Origin of the sequence: Methylobacterium platani, assembly GCF_001653715.1 — a bacterium.
Lineage (GTDB): Bacteria > Pseudomonadota > Alphaproteobacteria > Rhizobiales > Beijerinckiaceae > Methylobacterium > Methylobacterium platani.
The window spans coordinates 356-22,391 of sequence record NZ_LWHQ01000078.1 but is presented as its reverse complement, the minus strand read 5'-3'; the positions used below and the strand labels follow the sequence as shown (position 1 = coordinate 22,391).

Here is a 22,036-nt window from a genome sequence, read left to right as displayed (position 1 = left end):
TGATCCAGACTAAGCCGAAAAGCTCTAATGCTCCCCGACCTCGCCCAGATGGGTCAGCAGCGCCTCCGCCACCTTGTCGGGCGCTTCCCGCGTCGGGAAATGGCCGACGCCCTCCAGCTCGACCTTGCGAAAGGTGCCGGTGAAATGCTGCTCCTGGCCCGCGAACGAGGCCGGCAGCACGCAGGTATCGGCGGCCCCGTGGATCACCAGGGTCGGCACCGCGATGCCGCTCGCGGCCTCGGCCTCCCGGGTCAGGTCGGACAAGCGCGGGTCGGGCGCGTCGGCGCCCCAGCGCGAGCGGTAGAAATTGAGGGTCACCGCGGCCCAGTCCGGGTTCTGGAGCGACGGGGCGGTCTTGCCGAAGGTCTCGTCGGTGAACCAGGGGCCGGGCGGGCTCCAGGCCACCCATTGCTCGCGGGCGAAGGCGAGCGGGTTCTCGCGCACGAAGGCGGCGCCCGGCTCGGTGTTCATGAACCACTGGTACCAGAACGCCCGCACCTGCGGCAGCGGCGGCACGCCGATGCGGCCGGGCGCCCAGGGCACCGACATGGCGGCGATCGAGGCGACGCGCTGCGGCCGGGCCGCCGCCAGCAGGTAGGCGACGCGGGCGCCCCAATCGTGCCCAACGACCGGCAGGCGCGAGAAGCCCAGCGCGTCCATGAAGGCCAGGATGTCGGTGGCGAGCGCCGCCGTCTCGCCGGTTCGCGGCGCCTGCGGATCGAGGAACTTCGTCGGGCCGCAGCCGCGCCAGTAGGGCACGATGGTGCGCCAGCCGGCGGCGTTGAGCGTCGGCACCACGCCGTCGAAGGTGCGCGGATCGTCCGGCCAGCCGTGCAGCAGCAGGATCGGCTGCCCCATGTCGGGCCCCGAGGCCTCGTAGGTGATGTCGACCTCGCCGGCCGCGACGCTGTTGACGTCCATTCGGTGTCCCCCGTTCAAACGCCAGGGGCGGGACCCGCGCAGGTCCCGCCCCTGGTTCCCCTGGTCCCGTCAGATGGGTCAGGCGAGGATCTTGTCGATGGTGATCGGCAGCTCGCGTACCCGCTTGCCGGTGGCGTGGAACACCGCATTCGCCACCGCGGCGGCCGCACCCACGATGCCGATCTCGCCCAGGCCCTTGACCCCGAGCGGGCTGACCTTGTCGTCGTGCTCGTCGACGAAGATCACCTCGATGTCGTGGATGTCGGCGTTCACCGGCACGTGGTACTCGCCGAGATTGTGGTTCATGATCCGCCCGAGGTTGTGGTCGAGCATCGACTCCTCCTCGAGCGCGGCGCCGATCCCCATCACCACCCCGCCGAGGATCTGGCTGCGGGCGGTCTTGAGGTTGAGGATCTTGCCGGCCGCGATGGCGCTGACCACCCGCGTCACCCGGACGACGCCGAGCTCCTCGTCGACCTTCACCTCGGCGAAGACCGCCGAGTGGGTGTAGGCCGAGTAGCGCATCGCGGTGAGCATGCTCGGCTTGACCGTCTCGGTCGCCTCGACCGTCGCGACGCCGCCGGCCCGCATCGCGTCCGCGATCCCGACTTTTCGCGATGGATCGGTCTGGAGCCGGATCTCGCCGTCCGCGAAGGTGACGTGGGCGAAATCGGCGTTGGCCAGCGCCGAATCCGCCATGCCGCGGGCGTAGCCGAACAGCGTCTCCGCCACCTTGCGGCAGGCCGCCTGCACCGCCGCGCCCGACGACGCCGCGGTCCAGGAGCCGCCGGCGAGCGGCGCCTCGGGGAGCGCGGTGTCGCCGAGCCGCGTGGTGACGCGGTCGAGGTCGAGGCCGAGCGCGTCGGCGCCGATCTGGGACAGGATCGTGTAGGTGCCGGTGCCGAGATCCGCGGTCGAGCAGGCGAGTTCGAGCTTGCCGTCGGGCATGAGCGTGGCGCTCGCGCTCGACTGCATCATCATGGCTTCCCACACGCCGGTTGCCATGCCCCAGCCGACGAGCTCGCGCCCGTCGCGCATCGCGCGCGGCTCCGCCTTGCGCTTCGACCAGCCGAAGCGCGCGGCGCCCTGCTCGTAGGCGGCGCGCAACGCCTTCGAGGTGAAGTCCTTGCCCTCGCCCTCGTCGCGCTCGGCGTAGTTGCGCAGCCGCAGTTCCAGCGGGTCGACGCCGGTGGCGTAGGCCAGTTCGTCCATCGCCGATTCGAGGGCGAAGATGCCGGTGACGGCGCCCGGCGCCCGCATGTCCGACGGGGTGTAGGTGTCGATCTTGGCGAGCTTGTAGTCGAGCGTGACGTTCGGGCAGTGGTAGAGCAGGCCCGACCAGTTGACGACCGCTTCCTGGTAATCCTCGAAGGTCGAGGTGCCGGCGACCGCGTCGTGGGTGAGCGCCTGGAGTCGGCCGTCCCTGTCGGCGCCGAGCGCCACCGTCTGGACGGTCTCGGGCCGGTAGCCGAAGGTGAACATCTGGTCGCGGGTCAGCACCACCCGCACCGAGCGCTTGAGGTCGAGAGCGGCCGCGACCGCGAGGTAGAGCTGGTATTGCGGCCGCAGGCCCGAGCCGAACCCGCCGCCGACATAGGGCGTGATCACCCGCACGTCGTCGGGCTTCAGGTTGAACACGCCGCAGACGTACCCTTGGGTGTTGTTCACGCCCTGGATCTTGTCGTGGATGGTGAGCTTGCCCTCGCCCTCGTAGACCACCGTCGAGGCGTGCGGCTCCATCGGGTTGTGGTGCTCGATCGCCTGCCTGTACTCCTGGCGCAGCTGGATTGGCGCCTTGTCGAAGGCGCCGGCCGCGTCGCCGCGCGGGTCCGGCGGCGGCTTGATGCCGGAGCGCTTCTTCGGCGGCACGTAGGCTGCGCCCCGGTTCTTCTCGAGGTCGGTGTTCGGCACCTCCTCGTCGTAGGTCACCTTGACGAGGGAGGCGCCGTGGCGGGCGAGCTCGAAGCTCTCGGCCACCACCAGGGCGACCGGCTGGCCGCCATAGACGATCTCGGGGCCGTTCAGCGCCCGGAACGGCGAGCCGGGGGGCGCGACCTGGTCGCGGTAATTGTAGTCGAGCCAGGCGGTGCGCGGCTTGTTCTCGTGGGTCAGCACCTTGATGACGCCCGGCACCGCCTCGGCGGCCCGGGTGTCGATCGCCGTGATGCGGCCCTTGGCGATGGCGCTCGACACGACCACGCCGTGGGCGAGGTCGGGGGCGGTGAACTCGGCGGCGTATTTCGCGGCGCCCGTCACCTTGGCGGGGCCGTCCTGGCGGCTCTGGGCGGTGCCGACGTAGCGGGAGGGGGTTGCCATGCGATTACCTCAGGCGATGCGCTTGTCGGTCTGGGATTGCGGCGTGCCGGCGGCGGCCTGGGACAGGCCCCGCACGATGGCGCGCCGCGCCAGCTCGACCTTGAAGGCGTTGTGGGCGTAGGGCCGGGCCTCGGCCAGGATCACGTCGGCGGCCTCGCGGAAGGTCTCCGGCGTCGCCTTCTTGCCCTGCAGGCGGCTCTCCGCCTCGGCGTTGCGCCAGGGCTTGTGGGCGACGCCGCCCAGCGCGAGGCGGGCGGTCCGGATCGTGTCGCCGTCCATCTCCAGGGCGGCCGCCACCGAGACGAGCGCGAAGGCGTAGGACAGCCGGTCGCGCAGCTTCAGGTATGTGTAGTGCTGCGAGAAGTCCTCGTCCGGCAGGTCGACCGAGAGCACGATCTCGCCGTGGCGCAACGTGGTGTCGGCCTGCGGCGCGTCGCCCGGCAGGCGGTGGAATTCGGCGAAGGGAATGCTGCGCCGGCCCTCCGGTCCCTCGACCTGGACCACCGCCTCGAGCGCGGCGAGCGCGACGCACATGTCGGAGGGGTGCGTGGCGATGCAGGTGTCCGAGGCGCCCAGGATCGCGTGGATGCGGTTGACGCCCGTCATCGCCGGGCAGCCGCTGCCGGGCTCCCGCTTGTTGCAGGGCGTGGCCTCGTCGTAGAAATAGTAGCAGCGGGTGCGCTGGAGCAGGTTGCCGCCGGTGGTGGCGGCGTTGCGCAGCTGCGGCGACGCGCCGGCCAGCAGCGCGCTCGCGAGCAGCGGATAGCGCTCGTTGACCAGCGGGTCGTAGGCCACGGTGGCGTTCGGCACCAGGGCGCCGAGGCGCAGGCCGCCGTCATGCGCGACGATCTCGTCGAGCGGCAGGCGGGTGATGTCGACGAGGCGGCCCGGCCGCTCGACGTTGTACTTCATCAGGTCGACGAGGTTGGTGCCCCCGGCGATGAAGCGCGCCGCCGGATCGGCGGCGAGCGCCTGCACGGCCTCCTGCACGGTGCCGGCGCGGGTATACTCGAACCGGTTCATTCCGCGGCCTCCCGGACGGACGACGAGCGGGACGACGACTTGCCCTTCAGCACGTCCTCGACCGCGTCGACGATGTTGGCATAGGCGCCGCAGCGGCAGATGTTGCCGCTCATGTGCTCGCGGATCTCGTCGCGCGAGCGGGCGCGGCCCTCCTCGATCAGCGCCACCGCCGACATGATCTGGCCCGGCGTGCAGTAGCCGCACTGGAAGGCGTCGTGCTCCAGGAACGCCGCCTGGACCGGGTGCAGGCTGCCCGAGGACAGGCCCTCGATGGTGGTGACGCGGGCGCCGTCCTTCTGCACCGCGAGCGCGAGGCAGGAATTGATCCGCTTGCCGTCGACGATCACCGTGCAGGCGCCGCACTGGCCGTGGTCGCAGCCCTTCTTGGTGCCGGTGAGGTCGAGCTCCTCGCGCAGCAGGTCGAGGAGCGTGGTCCAGGGCGCGACCCGGAGCCGGCGCTCCTGCCCGTTGACCGTCAGGGTGACCGGGATCGTGCCCGGTGAGGCGGAGGAGCCGCTGTCGCTCAGCATGGGTCTGCCATCGATCGTGAGGGGGCCCGGCCTCGGCGCGCGCCGAGAGGGCGCGCGGCCCTCGAGCCGGGCGGCATACCCGATAACCGTTCCAAGGTGCGGGCGTTCCCCGAGGGAGTATGCCCCCCGAAGGGAGTCGGGCGCGCGGTTCCCCGATCGCCGTCCCTCACCCCACCGTGATCGCCGCCTCCTCGGTCTGCGCGAAGCCGTGATCCCCGGTCCAGGTGAAGCGCAGCACCCCGGTCCTCGTCGCGACGGTCGTGAAGGTGAGGTAGGGGTTGGCGGCGCTCGCCGGGGAGAGTTCGGCGCGGAACACCTCCTCGCCGTCATAGGTGCAGACGAACTCGGTGATGATGTTGCGCGGGATCAGCCGGCCGTCCGGGCCGGGGCGGTAGCCGGTCTCCATCGGATGCGAGATCAGGGTCTTGATCTCGATCACGGCGCCGGGCGCGGCGGTCTTCGGCAGGTTGATGAGGGCGCGGGCCATGCTCACCCCTCCACGCAGGCGGCCAGCGTCACGATGGCGTCGGCGGTGGCGGACCAGAAGGTGCCGTCGCGCATCTCGGCGACGGCCGTGATGGTCTGGGAATCGGCCAGCCGGATCCGGGTGTTGATCGCGGCGCGGCCGGCGCGGGGGCCGAGATGCAGCGTCACCACGTGCGGCTGCGGGTTCTTGTCGTTGAACACCGCGATGCGGCGGACGTGGTCGGCCTCGCTCATCGGGCTCTCGACGGTGATCGCCAGCGGCACGGTGTTGCCGTTCTCGACCAGCGGCGGCATGTCGAGGTGGATCCGGCCCGCCTGCACACTCGCGCCGCCGGTGAAGCGGCGGATCGCCTCGACGGTCGCCTCGCGGGTCGGGCGGAGGATCGCGGCGCGGCCGGGCCGGGCCAGCGCGAGGGTCACGAGGCCGGCGCCCCCCGCGAGGATCGTGCGGCGGTGGAACCCTGCTCTCACCGGAAACCTGCGCTCGTCGAATCTTGCGCTCATGGCGTCCCGCGCCCTCCCGTCAGGGTGAGGAGATAGGCGATCACGTCTTCGATCTCGCCCGCCTCCAGGACCGGCCGGCCGCGCCAGGCGCTCGCGACCCGCGCGCCGTCGGTCCGGTAGTAGGAGGGCATCAGGGTCTCCGGATTCAAGGCGCGCCCGTCGACGAGGCGCAGGCGCAGGCGCCCCGCGGAGAGCCGCGCGCCGACCTCCGAGAGGTCGGGCCCGAGATCCCCCGCCGGCGCGGTCCCGCCGAGCCCGGTATGGCAGAGCGGGCACAGGCCCTTGCGCGAATCGACCGCGACGGCGCGCCCGCGCGCGGCGTCGCCGGTGCGGCCGTCGAGCGGCTGCGGGATCGCGTCGCCGACGATCGCCACGGGCGCGAGCGGGGCAGGGCCCTCCTGGGAGAGGGCGGGGTGGGCGAGGGCGGGGTGGGCGAGGTGGGCAAGCGCGACGAGCGCGGCCGCCGCCCGCCTCACCCGAACACCGCCGACGTGATGGTCCGGTACCAGTCCTCGGCGTAGTCCGCTTCCCGCCGGCGGATCGCGTCGGGCGCGTCGAGCGGGCTGGTGCCGCCGGCACCCTCGACGTCGGCGAGGACGCCCTTGTCCGGGTGGTACACCCCGGCGACCGAGATGCCGTAGCCCGGCGCGACCAGGCTGTAGCAGGTGTTGATGAGCTTCGGGGCGGCGGGCGCCCGCTCCGCCAGGAGGTCGATCACGGCCTCGGCGCAGACCTTTCCTTGCGCGTTCGCCGCGAAGGCGGATTTCGGCATCGCCCCGGCGATCGCGGCATCGCCCACGACGTGGATGCGCGGCACGAGGCGCGATTCGAAGGTGACGGGGTCGATCGGGCACCAGCCCGAGCGGTCGGCGATGCCGGCCGCCGCCGCGATCGGCGCGGCGCGCTGGGGCGGGATGATGCAGGCGACATCGGCCCTGGTGGTCTCGAAGTCGGTGGCGACGGTCATCGCGCGGGAATCGACCGAGACGACCTGCCCGCCGCCGGCGAGCGGTACGTAGTCGAGCGTGCCGGGATACAGCGCCTTCCAGGCCTGCTCGAACAGCCTCTGCTTGGAGAACGTGTCCTTGGCGTCGAGCACGATCAGCTTGGCGCGCGGCTTGCGGGTCTTGAGGTACCAGGCGATCAGGCTCGCCCGCTCGTAGGGGCCGGGCGGGCAGCGATAGGGGTTGCCCGGCACCGACAGCACCACCGTGCCGCCGTCCGGCATCGCGGCGAGCTGGCGGGCGAGGAGTTCGGTCTGCGTCCCCGCCTTCCAGGCATGCGGCATGACCTGGGCGGCCGCCTCGTCGTAGCCCGCCAGCGCGTCGAAGCGCAGCGCGATGCCCGGGGAGACGACCAGCCGGTCGTAGTCGAGGGTGGTGCCGTCGGCGAGGCGGACCCGGCGGCCCGCGCCGTCGATCGCCTCCGCGCTGGTCCGCGCGACGGTCACGCCGCGCGCCCGCAGGGCCTCGTAGCCGAAGCCTTGCGCCGCCATCGGCCGCAGGCCCGCGATCACCTCGTTGCTGAACGGGCAGGCCCAGTAGGTCTCCGCCGGCTCGACCAGGGTGACGGACAGGCCCGCGCGTTGCAGGACTCGGGCGGCGGTGGCGCCGCCGAAGCCGCCGCCGACCACGACGACGCGCCCGCGGGCGCCCTGCGCCACGGCGGGGCGGGGGAGGGTGGCGGCGGCGAGCCCCGCCAGCACCGCACGGCGGCCGATCCCGGTCACCGGCCGCCTCCCGCGAGCCAGGCGGCGATCGCCCGGCTCTCCTCGTCGGAAAAACCCTTGGCGATGCGGGTCATCACGGTCGCCGGCCGCGTGCCGGCCCGGAAGGCGGCGAGCGCGGCCGCGATGTCCTCGGCCGTGCGGCCGGCGAGGCTCGGCACCGCCCCACCCGGGGCGCCGTGGCAGCCCGAGCAGGACGAGGCGCCCGGCGGCGAAGCCGCCGCCGGGGAGGCCGCGGCCTGGCTCGCGAGCAGCAGGAGCAGGAGGCCGGCCCTCACGCGCGCTTCAGGTCCGTGCGGCTCGCCGGGATCTGGCGCACCCGCTTGCCGGTGGCGGCGAAGACCGCGTTGAGCACGGCGGGCGCCGCGACCGCGATCGTCGGCTCGCCGACGCCGCCGATGAAGCCGCCCGACGGCATCAGGATCGCCTCCACCTTCGGCATCTCGTCGAGGCGCAGCACCGGGTAGGAATCGAAGTTGGTCTGCTCGATCCGTCCGTCCTTGACCGTGCACTCGCCGTAGAGCGCCGCCGACAGCCCGTAGACGAACGAGCCGGCGACCTGGGCGTCGATCTGCTGCGGGTTGATCGCCACGCCCGGATCGGTGGCGGCGACGATGCGGTGGACCTTGATCCTGCCGTCGTCGCCGATCGACACCTCGGCGGCGGCCGCCACGTAGCTGCCGAATCCCATGATCTGGGCGAGGCCCCGGTGCACGCCGGCCGGCGGCTTCGACGTCTCCCAGCCGATCCGCTCGGCCACCGCGTTCAGCACCGCCAGGTGCTTGGGGTGCTTGCCCATCAGCTTGCGCCGGAAGGCGAGCGGATCCTGGCCCGCCGCGTGCGCCACCTCGTCGAGGAAGCATTCGAGGTAGATCGCGTTCGGGTTGGTGTTCACCCCGCGCCAGAAGCCCGGGATGATCGGCGGGTTGCGCATCGCGTGGTCGATGAGGAGGTTCGGGATCGTGTAGCCGATCGCCGCCTCCGCCCCGCCGGGGTTGAGCCCCTGGAACGTCACCGGGTCCTTGCCGTCGGGCGCGAGCCGCCCCGGGATGATGCCGGCAAGGATCGACTGGCCGGAGATCCGCATGTGCAGGCCGGTGAGGGTGCCGCTCTCGTCGAGGGCCGCGCGCATCCGGCACTGGGTGACCGGGTGGTAGCGGCCGTGGGTCATGTCCTCCTCGCGGGTCCAGATCAGCTTGACCGGGGTCCCGGGGAGTTCCTTCGCGATCAGCACCGCCTGGCGCACCCAGTCGTGGGTGGCGCCGCGCCGGCCGAAGCCGCCGCCGAGATGGATCTTGTGGACGTCGCATTGCCGGGCCGAGAGGCCGGCGGCCTCGGCCGCCGCGGCGAGCGCCGCCTCGCCGTTCTGGGTCGGGGTCCAGACCTCGCAGCGCTCCGGCGTCCAGCGCGCCGTGGCGTTCATCGGCTCCATCGTGGCGTGGTTCTGGAACGGGTAGGCGTAGGTCGCCTCAACCACCCTGGCGGCGCCCTTCAGCGCGGCGGCCGCGTCGCCGGCCTTGTTGCCGACGAAGGCCTCGGGGGCGTCGAGCCCCTCCCGCAGCATCGCCGCGATGGTCTCGCTCGACACCCCGGCATTCGGGCCCTCGTCCCAGACGACCGGCAGGGCGTCCACGGCGGTCTTGGCGCGCCAGAACGTGTCGGCGACGACGGCGACGGCGCTGTCGCCGACCCGCACCACCTTGCGCACGCCGGGCATCGTCTCGACCGCCGCGGCATCGACGCTCCGCACCGTGCCGCCGACCACCGGGCAGTCGCGGATCGCGGCGTTGAGCATGCCCGGAAGCGTGAGGTCGATGCCGTAGACCTGCGAGCCGTCGGTCTTCTCGAGCGTATCGAGGCGCTTCACCGGCTTGCCGGCGATGGTCCAGTCCTTCGGATCCTTCAGGACCACGTCCTTCGGCGGCTCCATCCGGCCGGCGGCGGCCGCGACCTTGCCGAAGGTGGTGGAGCGGCCCGACGCCGGATGGCGGATCGTGCCCGTCTCGACCCGGCACTCGCCGGGCGGCACGCCCCATTCCCCCGCCGCCGCCGCGACCAGCATGGTGCGGGCGGCGGCCCCGCCCTGGCGCACCGCGACGTAGGATTCGCGGATGCCGCGGCTGCCGCCGGTCGAGAAGTCGCCCCAGACCCGGCCGCGGGCGAGGTTCTGGCCCGGCGTCGGGTACTCGGTGGTGACCTTGCCCCAGTCGCAGCCGAGTTCCTCCGCCACGAGCTGGGCGAGGCCGGTGAGGGTGCCCTGGCCCATCTCCGAGCGGGCGATGCGGATCACCACGGTCTCGTCCGGGCGCACCACCACCCAGGCGTTGATCTCAGGCGTAGCCCCGGCGGGGGCCGCGCCGGCGCCCGGCAGGTCGAAGCCGAGCGCGAGCCCGCCGGCCGCGGCGCCGGCACCGGCGAGGAAGAAGCGGCGGGAGAGGGCGGGGGAGGCGGTCATGGTCATCGCGAAACCCCCTCAGCCGCGGCCGGTCTCGCCGCCCTCGGCGGCGAGCGTGATGCCGGCGAGCACCCGGTTGTAGGTGCCGCAGCGGCAGATGTTGGTGATCTCCTGGCGGATCTGCGCCTCGCTCGGCTTCGGGTTCTGCGCCAGCAGGGCGGCGGCGGCCATGATCATCCCGGACTGGCAGAAGCCGCATTGCGGCACGTCGAGGGCCGCCCAGGCCTTCTGCACCGGATGCGAGCGGTCGGGGCTCAGGCCCTCGATGGTGACGATCTTCTGGCCCGGGTCGACGCCCGAGACCGGCAGCGAGCAGGAGCGCACCGGCTGCCCGTCGATATGGACCGTGCAGGCGCCGCATTGCGCGATGCCGCAGCCGTACTTGGTGCCGGTGAGGCCGACCTGCTCGCGGATCACCCAGAGCAGCGGCGTGTCGGGCTCCGCCTCGACCTCGCGCACGGACCCGTTCACGTTCAGGCGTATCATGGGCGTTTCCGGTGATGGCTCGGGGGATGGCTGTCGCGCGGGGCGCCGCCTTCGGGCGATGGGCTCGCACCTTGTCGTTCTAACAACTTCGGGGCGAGCGGCTGTGTCTGTCAATTGACGGATGCGCGAGCGGGGCGGCCAGGGTGAGCCCGCGCCGCTTCACGGCCGGCGACCTGTAGCTGATGCCGGCCGCCGGGATCCTGCGCGACGACGAGCGGGTCGAGCTTCTGGACGGGGAACTCGTCGAGATGGCCGCGAAGGGCTTCGCGCATGACGTCGTGAAGAACGCTGTGATGCGCCGGCTCGCCCGATCCGTTCCCGAGACGGTCTATCTCGGCATCGAGAGCACGCTTCAGCTCGGGCCGCGCCTGCTGCTGGAGCCGGATCTGCTCCTCGCCCCAGTGGATGCGCGCAGCGCCTCGCCGGACAACCCCGCGCCTCCGTGACGAACGACACGCCCGACGTTACGTCCGCTCCGCCACCGTCTTGCCGCCGTGCTTCTGGCGCAGGGCGTCGATCTGCTCCTCGGCCTGCCGGAAGGCGGCCAGCGTCTGCCCGGTCAGCTCGCGGGCGCTCGGCAGGCGGATCTTCATCGGGTCGACGAAGCGGCCGTTGATCGCGACCTCGTAGTGGACGTGCGGGCCGGTCGAGAGGCCGGTGGTGCCGACCGCGCCGATCACCTGGCCGAGGCGCACCCGGGCGCCCGGCGCGATGCCGCGGGCGATCCGCGCCATGTGGTTGTAGGCGGTGGTGTAGCCGTTGGCGTGCTGAATCTCGACCCGGTTGCCGTAGCCGGAGCGGGCGCCGGCCGACAGGATGGTGCCGTCGCCGGTCGCCATGATCGGGGTGCCGCGGGTCGCCGCCCAGTCGACGCCGTTATGCGGCCGGGAATAGCCGAGGATCGGGTGCAGGCGGGGGCCGAAGGGCGAGGAGATCCGCCCCTCCGCCACCGGGCGCCGCATCAGGAATTTCTGGCTCGAGCGGCCGTTCGGGTCGAGGTAGTCGATCTCGCCCGAGCCCGGCACGCGGTAGCGGTAGAGGCCGTAGGTCTCGTCGTGGACGCGCAGGCCCACGTAGAGCAGTTCCGGCTTCGCGTCGTCGTCCTCGGTGAAGAACAATTCGGCCCGGTCGCCCGCATTCGTGCGCTGCTGCAGGTCGGTGCCCGTCGCCAGCGCCATGACCATCTCCTCGATGATCGCGCGCGGCACGCCGTTCTTGAGCGCGGTGCCGTACAGGCTCTCGTACAGGGTGACGCCGGATTCCTCGTCGTCGTCCCGGGTGGCGCCCGGCCGGGGCGGCGCCACCGAGACGAAGCCGCCGCGGTCGTTGGCCGCGACGATCTCCTGGATGCCGTCCTCGCCGTAGAGCGTGACGCGGGCGATGCCGCGGCTCTCGGGCGCGTGGCCGTCGCCCTGCGGGGCGATCAGCAGGCGCACGTGCTGGCCCTCGGGCAGGTCGCCCCGGGCCCGGGGGCTCAGGCTCGCCAGCATCGCGGAGAGCCGCGCCGGCTCGGCGCCGTTGCGCCGCAGGAGGTCCTCGAGGCCCTGGTCCTTCCCCAGCACGAGGTCGCGCTCCTCGACCAGCGGCGGGCCGGCGGCCTGGCCGCCGGTGCTCGTCTCGGCGATCTCGGTCAGGTTCTCGGGCAGGATCCGCACCTCGATGTTGCGGAAGCGCGCCTCGACCGTCGATTCGTCGGGCGAGGCGGCCGGCCGCAGGGCGCGGGACAGGAGGCGCTCGGCCGGAAAGGCCGGCGGCAGCGGCCCGCCGGCGAGGTCCTGGGTCTCGGCCACCAGGGCGTCGACCTCGGCATCCGAGAGGGCGGGCGCCCCGGTCTCGATCGCGGCCTCGGCGAGCGGGCTGCGCACCAGGGTCACGGCGGTCTCGGCCGGGTCCGAATCGCCTTCCGCCGGGGCCGGCGCCTCGATCCGGGCGCTGCGCAGGGGATCGAAGGGCGGCACCGGCACGTCGGGGGCGCGCAACGGCAGTTCGGTGGCGATCTGCACGTAGGAATGCAGGCGGATCACCTCGCGCTCGCCGGCGCGCTCGGACATCGGCGCCTTGAAGGCGGTCTTGGCGGCGACGATCATCTCGTCGCGCACCAGCCGGTCGCCCTTGCGGGCGACCTCGCCGGCCCCGCCCTCGCCGTGGGGCGCCACCGCCCGCTCCGGCGGCGTCGCCACGATGCCGTCGGCGGCGGCGAGATAGAGCGCGATGCCGATCAGGCCGGCGCCGGTGATGCCGGTCAGCAGGCTGCCGGCGAGCCAGCGCAGGTTGAGGGCCTGCCGGGGCGCCGCGGCAGCGGCGGAGCCGGGGAGGGAGGGCGCGTCGACGAACACTCTTTCGGCGATTCTGTCGTGAGGGCGGGAGGCCCCCGAGGCGAATCCCCGGCGGCCGTCCCGCCCGCTTGGCGCCGAGACCTTGACGGTTTTGAGACGAAGCCCGGTTCCGCGCGTCAGGCCGCCCGCACGGTGGCGAGGAAGCGCGCCACCTCGGCCGAGAGCTGCTCGGATTGCCGCGACAGCTCGGAGGAGGCCGCCAGGACCTGGGTCGCCGCGGCGCCCGTCTCCTCCGCCGCGCCCGCCACCGCCTCGATCGTGCGGGTCACGGCCTGCGTGCCGGACGCGGCCTCGGCGACGTTGCGGACGATCTCCTGCGTCGCCGCGCCCTGCTGCGACACCGCCGTGGCGATCCCGACCGACACCCGGTCGATCTCCGCGATCCGGCCGGTGATCGTGTCGATCGCCGCGACCGCGTCGCCGGTCTTGCCCTGGATCCGGCCGATCTGGCTCGTGATCTCGTCCGTCGCCTTCGCGGTCTGGCCGGCGAGCTCCTTGACCTCGGCGGCGACCACCGCGAAGCCGCGGCCCGCCGCCCCGGCCCGGGCCGCCTCGATGGTGGCGTTGAGCGCGAGCAGGTTGGTCTGGCTGGCGATCGACGAGATCAGCCCGACCACGTCGCCGATGCGCGCCACCGCCTCGCTCAGCTCGCGCATGTGCCCGGCGGTGCCGGCCGCCTCGTCGACGGCGTTGCGGGCGAGCGCGGCCGAGCCCGAGACCTGGCGGCCGATCTCGGAGACGGAGGTGCCGAGCTCCTCCGCGGCGGCCGCGACCGTGCCGACATTCTCCGCCGTCCGGCCGGCGGCGCCGGCGACGGTGGACGAGCGGCCGGCGGTCCGGCTCGCGCCCTCCGACATCGCCGCGGCGGTGGCCTGGAGCTCGGTGGCCGAGGCGGCGACCTGCTCGATCACGTCGCCGACGGCGTGCTCGAAGGCGTCCGCCATCTGGCGCATCCCGGCCCGGCGCTGCTCCTCGGCCGAGGCGCGGGCGAGCGCCGTCTCCTCCTCCAGCGCCCTGGTGCGGATCAGGTTGTCCTTGAACACCTGCACGGTGGCGGCCATCGCGCCGATCTCGTCGGCCCGTCCCATCGCCGGCACCGTGACGGCGGCGTCGCCCCGCGCCAGGGCCTGCATCGCCCCGGTCATGCGCCGGATCGGCACGGCGATGCGGATGTGGACCACCGCGCAGGCCAGGGCCACCAGGGCGAGGGCCGCGGCGAACAGGGCCGCGTTGACGACGAGCCGGCGCTCCGCCGCCTCTGCCGCCGCATCGGCGTCCCGCACCCCGGCGTTCAGGGCCGCGCTCGCCACCGCCACCAGGGTGTTGAGCCGGGGCGTGATGAACTTCTGCCATTCGGGCAGCGTCATCGCCGCCTCGGCGCCGGGCGAGAAGGCCCGCAGGTTGCGCTGGATCGCCGCCGCCACTTCCGGGGTGAAGTAGGTGCCCTGCGCCGTCGCGATCGGGGCGGCGATCGCGGGCGGCAGCTCGGCGGCGGCCTTCTCGACGCGGCCCCAGGCCGCCTCGTAGCGGCCGCGCAGGACCTGCACCGCCTCGGCCTGCTCCGGCGTCAGCGGCGTGCCGCTCGACAGGATCGTGTTGACCACCACGGCGAGCGAGCCGGCGGTGGCCCGGGTCGTCCAGGCGTTGTTCTTGACGCCGGTCAGGAGCCGGGTCCCCGGATCGAGCTGGGACATCCGCTGCTCCAGCACCGTCGAGACCCGCTCCAGGCGGGCAAGCACGCCGTCGCCGGTCTGCAGCACCAGCGGGGCGAGCGCCTTGTCGCGGGCCCCCGCCTCGAGGCCGTAGGCCGCGTCGGCCCTGGTCCGCAGGGCGAGCTGGTCGCGGTAGCCGGCATCGAGCTCCTTCAAGGCCGGGGCGAGACCCGGCACGTCGAGGTCGGCGGGGGCGGCGAGCAGCGCCTGCACGGCCGCGTCGACCCGGCCGCGATGGCCGGCGATGACCGGGCGCATCGCGGCGACCTGCTCGCCCGCGAGGCTCAGGGTCGCGGCGGTGTCGCCGCGCTCGGAGCGAAAGGCCTGCATGGCGTCGAGGATGCGCTGGTCGAGCTTCGCCGCGGCGGCGACGGTCTCCGCGTTGCGGTGGCCGGTCCATGCCGTGACGACCCCGTCGAGGGTCATCGCCCCGACGATCGCCCCGAGCGCGAGCGTGATTCCGAGCACCAGCGCCCGGATTGACAGCAGCGACCTCACCACGGACCCCCGGAATGCTGGGAACCGGCAGCGGTTCCCCTGGAAAACCGGGCAGATGTGACGACAGAGTGATTAATGAAGAACTAACGGAAGAGCAGCGCGGATACAAGGTCAGCTGTTCGACAGCTGGATGAGGATGGCGAATGGAAAAGAGGATCTTGCGCGAAATCGATGCAATGCTGCTCGCCGGCGATCGGCAGGCACTCGCCCGGCGACCTCGGGGAGGACGCGGGCCCGCCGCACCGCCCGCCCTCCGCCGAAGCGATCACCGCGTCGGCGAAGGGCGACCGCGACGGCCTCGCCGGCGCCGCGTCGTGCGGCGCCGAGGATGCCGGTCGGCCGGCCCGTCAGGCCAGGGCCGCCTTCACCAGGGCGCTCGCCTTGGCGAAATCCATCCGGCCGGCATGGGCGCCCTTCAGCGCCGCGATGACCTTGCCCATGTCCTTGGGCGAGGCGGCACCGGTCTCCGCGATGGCGGCCTGAACCGCCGCGCGGGTCTCGTCCTCGTCCATCTGCTGGGGCAGGAACTGGGCGACGATCGCGGCCTCGGCCCGCTCGGCCTCGGCGAGCTCCGGGCGGCCGCCCTGGTCGTAGACCGTGGCCGATTCGTTGCGCTGCTTGATCATCTTCTGGAGCAGCGCGAAGATCTCCTCGTCGACGAGGGGCTCCTTGCCGAGGCCGCGGGCCTCGATGTCCTTGTCCTTGAGGGCGGCCTGGATCAGCCGGACGGTGGCGAGCTTCGCCTTGTCGCCGGCCTTCATGGCCTCCTTCATCTCGGCGGTGAGGCGCTGGCGCAGCATGCCGGTCTCCTGGTGTTGTCGTGTGATGCAAGTCGTGCCGTTCTCGGCACTTGAAAGGCGGGGCACTTGAGGGGATACCGGGGCATCCCCAGATTGACCGGGCTGCCGCCGGCCTCGTAAACAGCCGGCCGCGCCCGTCGGCCGTGCCCGGCCGCGACATAAGCGAGTTCACGATGATGCTGCAAGACGACGCGGCCGCCCCCGCGCAACCCGAAGGCTGGGCCGAGCCCGTCGCGACCGCCCTGCTGGTGCTCGCCGACGGCACGATCCTGGAAGGGTTCGGCATCGGCGCCACCGGCGAGGCCGCCGGCGAGGTCTGCTTCAACACCGCGATGACCGGCTACCAGGAGATCCTGACCGATCCGTCCTATGCCGGGCAGATCGTCACCTTCACCTTCCCGCATATCGGCAATGTCGGCACCAACGACGAGGACCTCGAGAGCCTCGACGCGGCGCCGGCCTCCGGCGTGCGCGGCGCGGTCATCGCCTCGGCCGTCACCAACCCGTCGAACTGGCGCTCGTCGCGCCACCTCGACGGCTGGCTGAAGGCGCGGGGCATCGTCGGCATCACGGGCGTCGACACCCGCGCGCTCACCGCCCTCATCCGCGACCGCGGCATGCCGAACGCGATCCTGGCCAACGACGCGCAAGGCCGCTTCGACCGCGCGGCCCTGACCGCCAAGGCCGCCGCCCTGCCGCCGATGGAGGGCCTCGACCTCGTGCCGCCGGTGACGAGCCGCGAATCCCAGGCCTGGGGCGAGACCGCATGGCAGCACCCGGCCGGCTACGGCAGCCGGGCCGCGGGCGAGGGCCTCAAGGTCGTGGCGATCGATTACGGCGTGAAGCGCAACATCCTGCGCCTGCTCGCCAAGGCCGGCTGCGACGTCACCGTGGTGCCGGCGACCGCGAGCGCCGAGGAGGTCCTGGCGCTCAAGCCCGACGGCGTGTTCCTGTCGAACGGCCCCGGCGATCCGGCGGCGACCGGCGAATACGCCGTGCCGGTGATCCGCGCGCTGCTCGACCACAAGGTCCCGACCTTCGGCATCTGCCTCGGCCACCAGCTGATGGGCCTCGCGCTCGGTGGCCGCACGGTGAAGATGAGCCAGGGCCATCACGGCGCCAATCACCCGGTGAAGGACCACACCACCGGCAAGGTCGAGATCGTCTCGATGAACCACGGCTTCGCGGTCGATCCGTCGAGCCTGCCGGCGAACGCGGTCGAGACCCACGTCTCGCTGTTCGACGGCTCGAATTGCGGCCTGTCGCTCACCGACCGCCCGGCCTTCTCGGTGCAGCACCATCCGGAGGCCTCGCCGGGCCCGCAGGACAGCCACTACCTGTTCGACCGGTTCGTCAGCCTCATGCGCGAGACGAAGGGCAGCAACGCATAACTGCGAAAAAGGTTGCGGCCGGTTCCGGCCGCAGCCACAAAAAACCCGAACTCGCGGCCGATTCTCCCGGCCGTACACCGCCCTGGAGCGACGACGAGCCAACGATCGTCGCGGGGCCGCGATTCGGGGCTTGCCCAGTGACCGACCACGCCGCGACCGACAGCTTCTCGCGCCTGCACCGCACCTTCACGACCCATCTCGGCATCGCCGTGGGTCTCGCCTGGGTCACCACCCTGGCGGCGGCGATCCAGGCCCCGTGGGTGCGCAACATCCGCGCGCTGATGGATCCGATGGCGAGCCGGGTCGAAAGCACCTGGTCGTTCCTGTTCGCGATGCCGGTGGTGCTGACGCTGGCCTGGCTCGGCGCCCTCTACGGCCGCGAGACCCTGCGCGAGCTGCGCGCCCTGCCGAACGACGCCGCCGAGTTCGCGCTCGCCGCCCTCGTCGCCTTCGCGGTGTTCTACCTCTCGATCGACCGGGCCGTCTCGGTCCTGCTCATCGGCGGCTGAGCCGCCCCGACATGGACGCCTGATCGTGGTCTCGTCCTGGCGCGAATTCTGGGACCGCGACACCCCGATCTACGTCAACGCCCGCCACAAGGCCCGGCACTATGCCGGGCTGGCCGGCGAGATCGCCGCCCTGGTGCCGCATCCCGGCGCCGTCGTCCTCGATCACGGCTGCGGCGAGGCTTCGTCCGCCGACCGGGTCGCCGAGGCCTGCGGCCGGCTCCTCCTCTGCGACACCTCCCCGCGCCAGCGCGCGGCCCTGGCCGCCCGCTTCGCCGGCCATGACGGGATCGCCGTCCTCGCGCCGGAGGAGGTCGCCGCCTTGCCCGCTTCCAGCCTCGACCTCGTCGTGGCGAATTCCCTGGCGCAATACCTCACATCGGCCGAGCTCGACGCCTGCCTGCGGGACTGGCGCCGCACGCTCAAGCCCGGCGGCCGCCTGATCCTCGCCGACGTGATCCCGCCGCAGCTCGGCGCCGCCGCCGATGCGGCGGCTCTCCTCGCCTTCGCCCGGCGCGAGGGCTTCCTGACGGCTGCCGTCGTCGGCCTCGCCCGGACCCTGCTGTCGGATTACCGCGCCCTGCGCCGGCGCCTCGGCCTTGCGCGCTACGACGAGGCGACGATCCTGGCCCGGCTGCGGGAGGCCGGCTTCCGCGCCGAGCGGATGACGCGGAACCTCGGGCATAACCAGGGGCGGATGGCGTTCATCGCGCGGGCGTGAGGGCCTGGTCGCCGTCCCGGACCGCGAGCGTCACAACGCCTGGAACATCACCAGCGCATCGACATAGCCGTGCTCCGGGTGCCGGAACGCCAGCGGCAGCCGCCCGACGGTCTGGAAGCCGAGCGCGTGCCACAGCCGCACCGCCCGCTCGTTCGTGCTGACGACGAAGTTGAACTGCATCCCCCGGTAGCCGCGCGCGCGGGCATGGTCGAGGGAGTGCTCGGCCATCCGCCGGGCGATCCCGCGCCCCGTCGCACCGGTGCGCGTCATGTATCCGCAATTGCAGACGTGGCCGCCGCCGCCGGCCTGGTTCGCCCGCATGTAGTAGGTGCCGAGGATCTCGCCCACCTCCTCGGCGACGAAGGTCTCCTTGTCCGGTCCCGTCCAGTAGGCCAGGGCGTCCGCCTCGGTCATGTCGGGGTCGAGGGTGTAGGTCTCGCCCGCGCGGATCACCGGCACGATGATCGACCGGATGGCGGGGACGTCCTCGGGGCGGGCGGGGCGGATCTGCATGGCGCCGCTCATAAGGGCGCCGGCGCCGGGACGGAAGCGCCCGGGGCGGGGCCGGGCGATATTTCGCCGCGCGCGCCTTGCCGGCGTCCTTCCGCCGCCGAGGTGTGACCGGACAGGAACGAGACGGAGAACCGGGATGGCGCTGTCGCGTCGCTCCCTCGTGGCCGGGGCGGCGATCCTCGCTGCATCCGCCAAAGCTCGCGCGGCGGCCGACGCCGACGTCGTGGTGATCGGTGCCGGTGCCGCCGGGCTCGCCGCGGCCTCGGCGATCCGGCGCGGCGGCCACAGCGTGGTGGTGCTCGAGGCGCGCGACCGCATCGGCGGGCGGGCCTTCACCGAGACCGCCCTCGGCGCCGGGCGCAGCTTCGATGCCGGCGGGCAATACGTGCACTGGGCCGAGCGCAACCCATGGCGGGAGATCGCGCGGGCGGCGGGCGTGCGCACCAGCGACGATGCCACCAGCCCCTGGCCGGTCCTGGTGAAGGACGGCGTCCGGGCGAGCGAGGCCGAGCGGCGCCAGCGTCGGGCCGGGTTCGGCCGGGTGAGCCTCCTCCTCGACCATCCGGATGCCTCGCCCGCCGCCCCGGACCGCTCGGTCGCCGAGGCGGTGGCGGGCGAGGACGAGGCGGCGCGGGCCGCCGCCACGGGCCTGACCCGGCTCACCCTCGGCGAGGAGCCGGACCGGGTTTCCTGCGCCGATTACGACCAGCTCTGGTCCGGCGACGACATCTGGGTCGACGGCTACGGCGCCCTGGTGGCCGGCCACTACGCCGGCCTGCCGGTGCGTCTCGGCACGCCCGCCACGATGGTCGATTGGAGCGGACCGGGCGTCGCCGTCGAGACGCCCCGCGGCACCCTGCGGGCGGCTTGCGCGATCCTGACGGTACCGGTCGGCGTCCTGGCGGCAGGCTCCCTCCGCTTCACCCCCGCCCTGCCGGCGGCGACCGCCGAGGCTGTGGCGGGGCTGCGCATGGGCGCCTATACCAAGATCGGCCTCGCCCTCGATCCGGCGCGCCTGCGCGAGCAGGATCTGCGCGACGCCGTGATCCTGCAAAGCGGCACGCCCGGCCTCACCGCCTATCTCGAGATGCAGCCGTTCGGGAAGCCGCTGGCGGTGCTCCATTGCGGCGGCGACGGCGCCCGCGCGCTGTGCGAGGCCGGGGAGGGCGCCGCGCTCGCGGCGGCGACCGATCACCTCGCGAGCGTCTTCGGCACCGGGATCCGCACCGCCGTCACCGCCGGGCGGCTCGCCGCCTGGTGGACCGATCCGTTCGCCCGCGGCAGCTACTCGATCGCCCGGCCCGGCCGTCTTCCCGCCCGCGAGGCGCTGCGTGTGCCGGTGGCGGACCGGATCTTCCTCGCCGGCGAGGCCCTGGCGGGCGGGGGCGCGATGACGGTCGGCGGCGCGACGCTCGACGGCGAGCGGGCGGCGGCGGCCGTGCTCAGGCGGCTGGGATCGTGAGCCTCAATGCAGCGTCAGCCGCGGGCCGTCCGCGGGCTGGCGCTCCCAGGCCTGGACCAGGCTGCCGGCGACGCCGCCGTCGCACAGGCGGCTGCTGAGATCGCTGAAGGCGCGCTCGCTCACCGCGAAGTCCGTCGCCGTCTGGGCGTCGTCGGGCTCGTCGTCGGTCGAGGCCGTGAAGCGGTCGAAGGCCGCCGACATCTCGGCGAAGGCGAAGGCGACCGGCATGGTGCGGAACACCGTGACGACCTCGTCGTCGAGGTCGCCGGATTCGAGGTCGCGCATCCGCACGACGTAGCCGTCGGCATGCTCGACGATCTCGTATTGCCAGTGCCGGCCCTCGCAGGCTGCAAGGATCATCGTGCCCTCCGTCTCGCCCTCGGGGACCGAATGCGGGGCGACGCCCGAGGGTTCCGGAGCGGCAGGGCGCGGAGGCGCGATTCTCGACGAAGGGCGGTGCCTGCCGCGCGCCCGACAGGTACGCACTACCGCCGGCCGTAGCCGATCTCGTAGCCGGCCCGGCCGCTGACGCGCAGCGAGGTGTCGTTGCCGAGATCGATGAAGCCCGGTGCGGTCGACCTGACGGCGGCGGGAGGCGCCTCGCGGCATTCGGGCCGGTCGGGCAGGCGCACGCCGGGCGGCGCGTCCTGCGGGCACAGGCGGGGCCTCGGGGCAGCGCGCTCGCCCGCCGCCGCCGGCAGGACGGCGGCTGTCAGGAGCAGGGCGGCCAGAAGCGGGGCAGGAAGGAGCGGGGCGGCGAGGAGGCGGGAGGTCACGGCGGCGCGAGGCTCCGGGTGGAATCGGGCGCCAGGATAGCGGCTTCGCCGCCGCCCCGCGAGCCGGCTACCGCCGGCGCTGGCCCATATCGGCCGGGGTGACCGAGACGGTGATCGCCCGGCCGTCGCGCTCGACCTGGAGCGTCACGGCGCGGCCGAGGCCGAGCGCTTCGAGCGCCGCGGTCAGGTCGGCGAGGCGGCGTACCGGGCGCCCGTTCACCCCCATGATGACATCGCCGAGATCGCCCGTCGCCGGGTCGACGCCCTGGAGGCCGGCCGCGGCGGCCGGCGAGCCCGGCAGCACCCGCACCACCACGATGCCGTCGATGCCGAGCCGCGCCGCCGCGTCCTCGTTCGCCGCCACGATGCCGATGCCCGGGGTCGGGGTGCGGCCGGTGCGGATCAGGTTCGGCACCACGCGGTTGACCACGTCGACGGGGATCGCGAACCCGATGCCGGCGCTGGCGCCGGACGGCGAGTAGATCGCGGTGTTGACGCCGATCAGGCGGCCGGCGGAATCGAGCAGCGGCCCGCCCGAATTGCCCGGGTTGATCGCCGCATCGGTCTGGATCACCCCGGAGAGCTCCCGGCCCTCGGCGGTCGGCAGGCGGCGCTGGAGCGCGCTCACCACCCCGGTCGTCAGGGTATGGTCGAGGCCGAAGGGGTTACCGATCGCGTAGGTGAACTGCCCGACCTTGAGATCGGCGGAGGTGCCGACGGCGATCGGCGGCGGCGCGGCGGTGACGCGCCCGAGCTTCAGAACCGCCAGGTCGTAGTTCGGATCGGTGCCGACCAGGGTCGCGGGCACCACCTCGCCGGTCGAGAGCCGGACCTGGATGTCGCCGCCGCCCTGGATGACGTGGTTGTTGGTGAC

At 73.2% G+C, this 22,036-nt stretch carries 22 protein-coding genes and 1 pseudogene (1 of these 23 only partly in view); 5 read left to right on the top strand and 18 right to left on the bottom strand.

The features are described from left to right. Positions 1–24: 24 nt before the first annotated feature. The 11 genes from A5481_RS29470 to A5481_RS29420 form a co-directional block, all read right to left on the bottom strand. Positions 25–921, bottom strand: a complete 897-nt coding sequence (locus A5481_RS29470) for an alpha/beta fold hydrolase (protein WP_048436844.1) — start codon at positions 919–921, stop codon at positions 25–27. A 78-nt stretch (positions 922–999) separates the two neighbouring features. Then, on the bottom strand, positions 1,000–3,237 hold the full coding sequence (locus A5481_RS29465) for a xanthine dehydrogenase family protein molybdopterin-binding subunit (RefSeq protein ID WP_048436845.1): 2,238 nt from the start codon (positions 3,235–3,237) through the stop codon (positions 1,000–1,002). A 9-nt stretch (positions 3,238–3,246) separates the two neighbouring features. After that, complete coding sequence (locus tag A5481_RS29460) at positions 3,247–4,260, bottom strand: FAD binding domain-containing protein (protein ID WP_048436846.1); 1,014 nt, start codon at positions 4,258–4,260, stop codon at positions 3,247–3,249. Then, complete coding sequence (locus A5481_RS29455; RefSeq protein ID WP_048436847.1) at positions 4,257–4,790, bottom strand: (2Fe-2S)-binding protein; 534 nt, start codon at positions 4,788–4,790, stop codon at positions 4,257–4,259. Before A5481_RS29455 ends, A5481_RS29460 begins: the two co-directional genes overlap by 4 nt. A gap of 166 nt (positions 4,791–4,956) precedes the next feature. Further along, positions 4,957–5,277: a thiosulfate oxidation carrier complex protein SoxZ gene (gene soxZ, locus A5481_RS29450; protein ID WP_048436848.1), complete on the bottom strand. Its 321-nt coding sequence runs from the start codon at positions 5,275–5,277 to the stop codon at positions 4,957–4,959. Positions 5,278–5,279: 2 nt separating this feature from the next. Beyond that, positions 5,280–5,780, bottom strand: coding sequence for a SoxY-related AACIE arm protein (locus A5481_RS29445; RefSeq protein ID WP_048436849.1), 501 nt, complete (start codon positions 5,778–5,780; stop codon positions 5,280–5,282). Beyond that, positions 5,777–6,256 (bottom strand): sulfur oxidation c-type cytochrome SoxX, encoded by a 480-nt coding sequence (gene soxX / locus A5481_RS29440; protein WP_064504478.1) that lies wholly within the window; start codon positions 6,254–6,256, stop codon positions 5,777–5,779. Before soxX ends, A5481_RS29445 begins: the two co-directional genes overlap by 4 nt. Next, the gene (locus A5481_RS29435; RefSeq protein ID WP_082984978.1) at positions 6,253–7,509 is read right to left on the bottom strand and encodes an NAD(P)/FAD-dependent oxidoreductase; all 1,257 of its coding nucleotides are present in this window, start codon (positions 7,507–7,509) and stop codon (positions 6,253–6,255) included. Before A5481_RS29435 ends, soxX begins: the two co-directional genes overlap by 4 nt. After that, the gene (locus A5481_RS29430; RefSeq protein WP_048436396.1) at positions 7,506–7,784 is read right to left on the bottom strand and encodes a c-type cytochrome; all 279 of its coding nucleotides are present in this window, start codon (positions 7,782–7,784) and stop codon (positions 7,506–7,508) included. The genes A5481_RS29435 and A5481_RS29430 overlap by 4 nt, the downstream gene beginning before the upstream one ends. Beyond that, positions 7,781–9,967 (bottom strand): xanthine dehydrogenase family protein molybdopterin-binding subunit, encoded by a 2,187-nt coding sequence (locus tag A5481_RS29425; protein WP_048436395.1) that lies wholly within the window; start codon positions 9,965–9,967, stop codon positions 7,781–7,783. Before A5481_RS29425 ends, A5481_RS29430 begins: the two co-directional genes overlap by 4 nt. Positions 9,968–9,979: 12 nt before the next feature. Further along, positions 9,980–10,447: a (2Fe-2S)-binding protein gene (locus tag A5481_RS29420; protein WP_048436394.1), complete on the bottom strand. Its 468-nt coding sequence runs from the start codon at positions 10,445–10,447 to the stop codon at positions 9,980–9,982. 182 nt (positions 10,448–10,629) lie between these two features. Here A5481_RS29420 and A5481_RS29415 point away from each other — a divergent pair, with 182 nt between their 5' ends. Then, on the top strand, positions 10,630–10,893 hold the full coding sequence (locus tag A5481_RS29415; RefSeq protein ID WP_053082547.1) for a Uma2 family endonuclease: 264 nt from the start codon (positions 10,630–10,632) through the stop codon (positions 10,891–10,893). A gap of 18 nt (positions 10,894–10,911) precedes the next feature. Here A5481_RS29415 and A5481_RS29410 read toward each other — a convergent pair whose 3' ends face one another. From A5481_RS29410 to A5481_RS29400, 3 genes are all read right to left on the bottom strand, one after another. Next, positions 10,912–12,783 (bottom strand): M23 family metallopeptidase, encoded by a 1,872-nt coding sequence (locus tag A5481_RS29410; protein ID WP_048436393.1) that lies wholly within the window; start codon positions 12,781–12,783, stop codon positions 10,912–10,914. A gap of 116 nt (positions 12,784–12,899) precedes the next feature. Beyond that, complete coding sequence (locus A5481_RS29405; protein WP_156312049.1) at positions 12,900–14,993, bottom strand: methyl-accepting chemotaxis protein; 2,094 nt, start codon at positions 14,991–14,993, stop codon at positions 12,900–12,902. 347 nt (positions 14,994–15,340) lie between these two features. Continuing rightward, on the bottom strand, positions 15,341–15,793 hold the full coding sequence (locus tag A5481_RS29400) for a GatB/YqeY domain-containing protein (RefSeq protein WP_048436392.1): 453 nt from the start codon (positions 15,791–15,793) through the stop codon (positions 15,341–15,343). Positions 15,794–15,969: 176 nt separating this feature from the next. On the opposite strand from A5481_RS29400, the gene carA reads away from it, so the two are divergent. The 3 genes from carA (at position 15,970) to A5481_RS29385 (ending at position 18,411) form a co-directional block, all read left to right on the top strand. Further along, on the top strand, positions 15,970–17,184 hold the full coding sequence (gene carA / locus A5481_RS29395; RefSeq protein WP_048436397.1) for a glutamine-hydrolyzing carbamoyl-phosphate synthase small subunit: 1,215 nt from the start codon (positions 15,970–15,972) through the stop codon (positions 17,182–17,184). Between the two features lie 137 nt (positions 17,185–17,321). Beyond that, positions 17,322–17,693 carry a hypothetical protein gene (locus tag A5481_RS29390; protein WP_048436391.1) on the top strand — a complete coding sequence of 124 codons (372 nt, stop codon included), beginning with the start codon at positions 17,322–17,324 and terminating at the stop codon, positions 17,691–17,693. Positions 17,694–17,718: 25 nt separating this feature from the next. Beyond that, positions 17,719–18,411 (top strand): class I SAM-dependent methyltransferase, encoded by a 693-nt coding sequence (locus A5481_RS29385; RefSeq protein WP_064504477.1) that lies wholly within the window; start codon positions 17,719–17,721, stop codon positions 18,409–18,411. Between the two features lie 30 nt (positions 18,412–18,441). Here the strand turns inward: A5481_RS29385 and A5481_RS29380 are convergent, their stop codons facing one another. Beyond that, the gene (locus tag A5481_RS29380) at positions 18,442–18,924 is read right to left on the bottom strand and encodes a GNAT family N-acetyltransferase (protein ID WP_064504476.1); all 483 of its coding nucleotides are present in this window, start codon (positions 18,922–18,924) and stop codon (positions 18,442–18,444) included. Between the two features lie 136 nt (positions 18,925–19,060). Between A5481_RS29380 and A5481_RS29375 the strand changes: the two genes are divergently transcribed. Then, positions 19,061–20,386 carry a flavin monoamine oxidase family protein gene (locus A5481_RS29375; RefSeq protein ID WP_064504475.1) on the top strand — a complete coding sequence of 442 codons (1,326 nt, stop codon included), beginning with the start codon at positions 19,061–19,063 and terminating at the stop codon, positions 20,384–20,386. 3 nt (positions 20,387–20,389) lie between these two features. On the opposite strand, the gene A5481_RS29370 is transcribed toward A5481_RS29375, so the two are convergent. The 3 genes and pseudogenes from A5481_RS29370 to A5481_RS29360 all read right to left on the bottom strand — a co-directional run. Next, on the bottom strand, positions 20,390–20,746 hold the full coding sequence (locus A5481_RS29370) for a hypothetical protein (RefSeq protein ID WP_048436892.1): 357 nt from the start codon (positions 20,744–20,746) through the stop codon (positions 20,390–20,392). A 125-nt stretch (positions 20,747–20,871) separates the two neighbouring features. Beyond that, positions 20,872–21,162 (bottom strand): hypothetical protein, encoded by a 291-nt coding sequence (locus A5481_RS29365; RefSeq protein WP_156312123.1) that lies wholly within the window; start codon positions 21,160–21,162, stop codon positions 20,872–20,874. A 67-nt stretch (positions 21,163–21,229) separates the two neighbouring features. Further along, positions 21,230–22,036, bottom strand: a pseudogene (locus A5481_RS29360) (S1C family serine protease) (it continues 322 nt past the right edge of the window).

Coding starts and splice junctions, on each gene's coding strand:
- A5481_RS29470 (WP_048436844.1), bottom strand. CDS start 921: ATGGACGTCAACAGCGTCGCGGCCGGCGAGGTCGACATCACCTACGAG.
- A5481_RS29465 (WP_048436845.1), bottom strand. CDS start 3,237: ATGGCAACCCCCTCCCGCTACGTCGGCACCGCCCAGAGCCGCCAGGAC.
- A5481_RS29460 (WP_048436846.1), bottom strand. CDS start 4,260: ATGAACCGGTTCGAGTATACCCGCGCCGGCACCGTGCAGGAGGCCGTG.
- A5481_RS29455 (WP_048436847.1), bottom strand. CDS start 4,790: ATGCTGAGCGACAGCGGCTCCTCCGCCTCACCGGGCACGATCCCGGTC.
- soxZ (WP_048436848.1), bottom strand. CDS start 5,277: ATGGCCCGCGCCCTCATCAACCTGCCGAAGACCGCCGCGCCCGGCGCC.
- A5481_RS29445 (WP_048436849.1), bottom strand. CDS start 5,780: ATGAGCGCAAGATTCGACGAGCGCAGGTTTCCGGTGAGAGCAGGGTTC.
- A5481_RS29425 (WP_048436395.1), bottom strand. CDS start 9,967: ATGACCATGACCGCCTCCCCCGCCCTCTCCCGCCGCTTCTTCCTCGCC.
- A5481_RS29420 (WP_048436394.1), bottom strand. CDS start 10,447: ATGATACGCCTGAACGTGAACGGGTCCGTGCGCGAGGTCGAGGCGGAG.
- A5481_RS29415 (WP_053082547.1), top strand. CDS start 10,630: ATGCCGGCCGCCGGGATCCTGCGCGACGACGAGCGGGTCGAGCTTCTG.
- A5481_RS29400 (WP_048436392.1), bottom strand. CDS start 15,793: ATGCTGCGCCAGCGCCTCACCGCCGAGATGAAGGAGGCCATGAAGGCC.
- carA (WP_048436397.1), top strand. CDS start 15,970: ATGCTGCAAGACGACGCGGCCGCCCCCGCGCAACCCGAAGGCTGGGCC.
- A5481_RS29380 (WP_064504476.1), bottom strand. CDS start 18,924: ATGCAGATCCGCCCCGCCCGCCCCGAGGACGTCCCCGCCATCCGGTCG.
- A5481_RS29375 (WP_064504475.1), top strand. CDS start 19,061: ATGGCGCTGTCGCGTCGCTCCCTCGTGGCCGGGGCGGCGATCCTCGCT.
- A5481_RS29370 (WP_048436892.1), bottom strand. CDS start 20,746: ATGATCCTTGCAGCCTGCGAGGGCCGGCACTGGCAATACGAGATCGTC.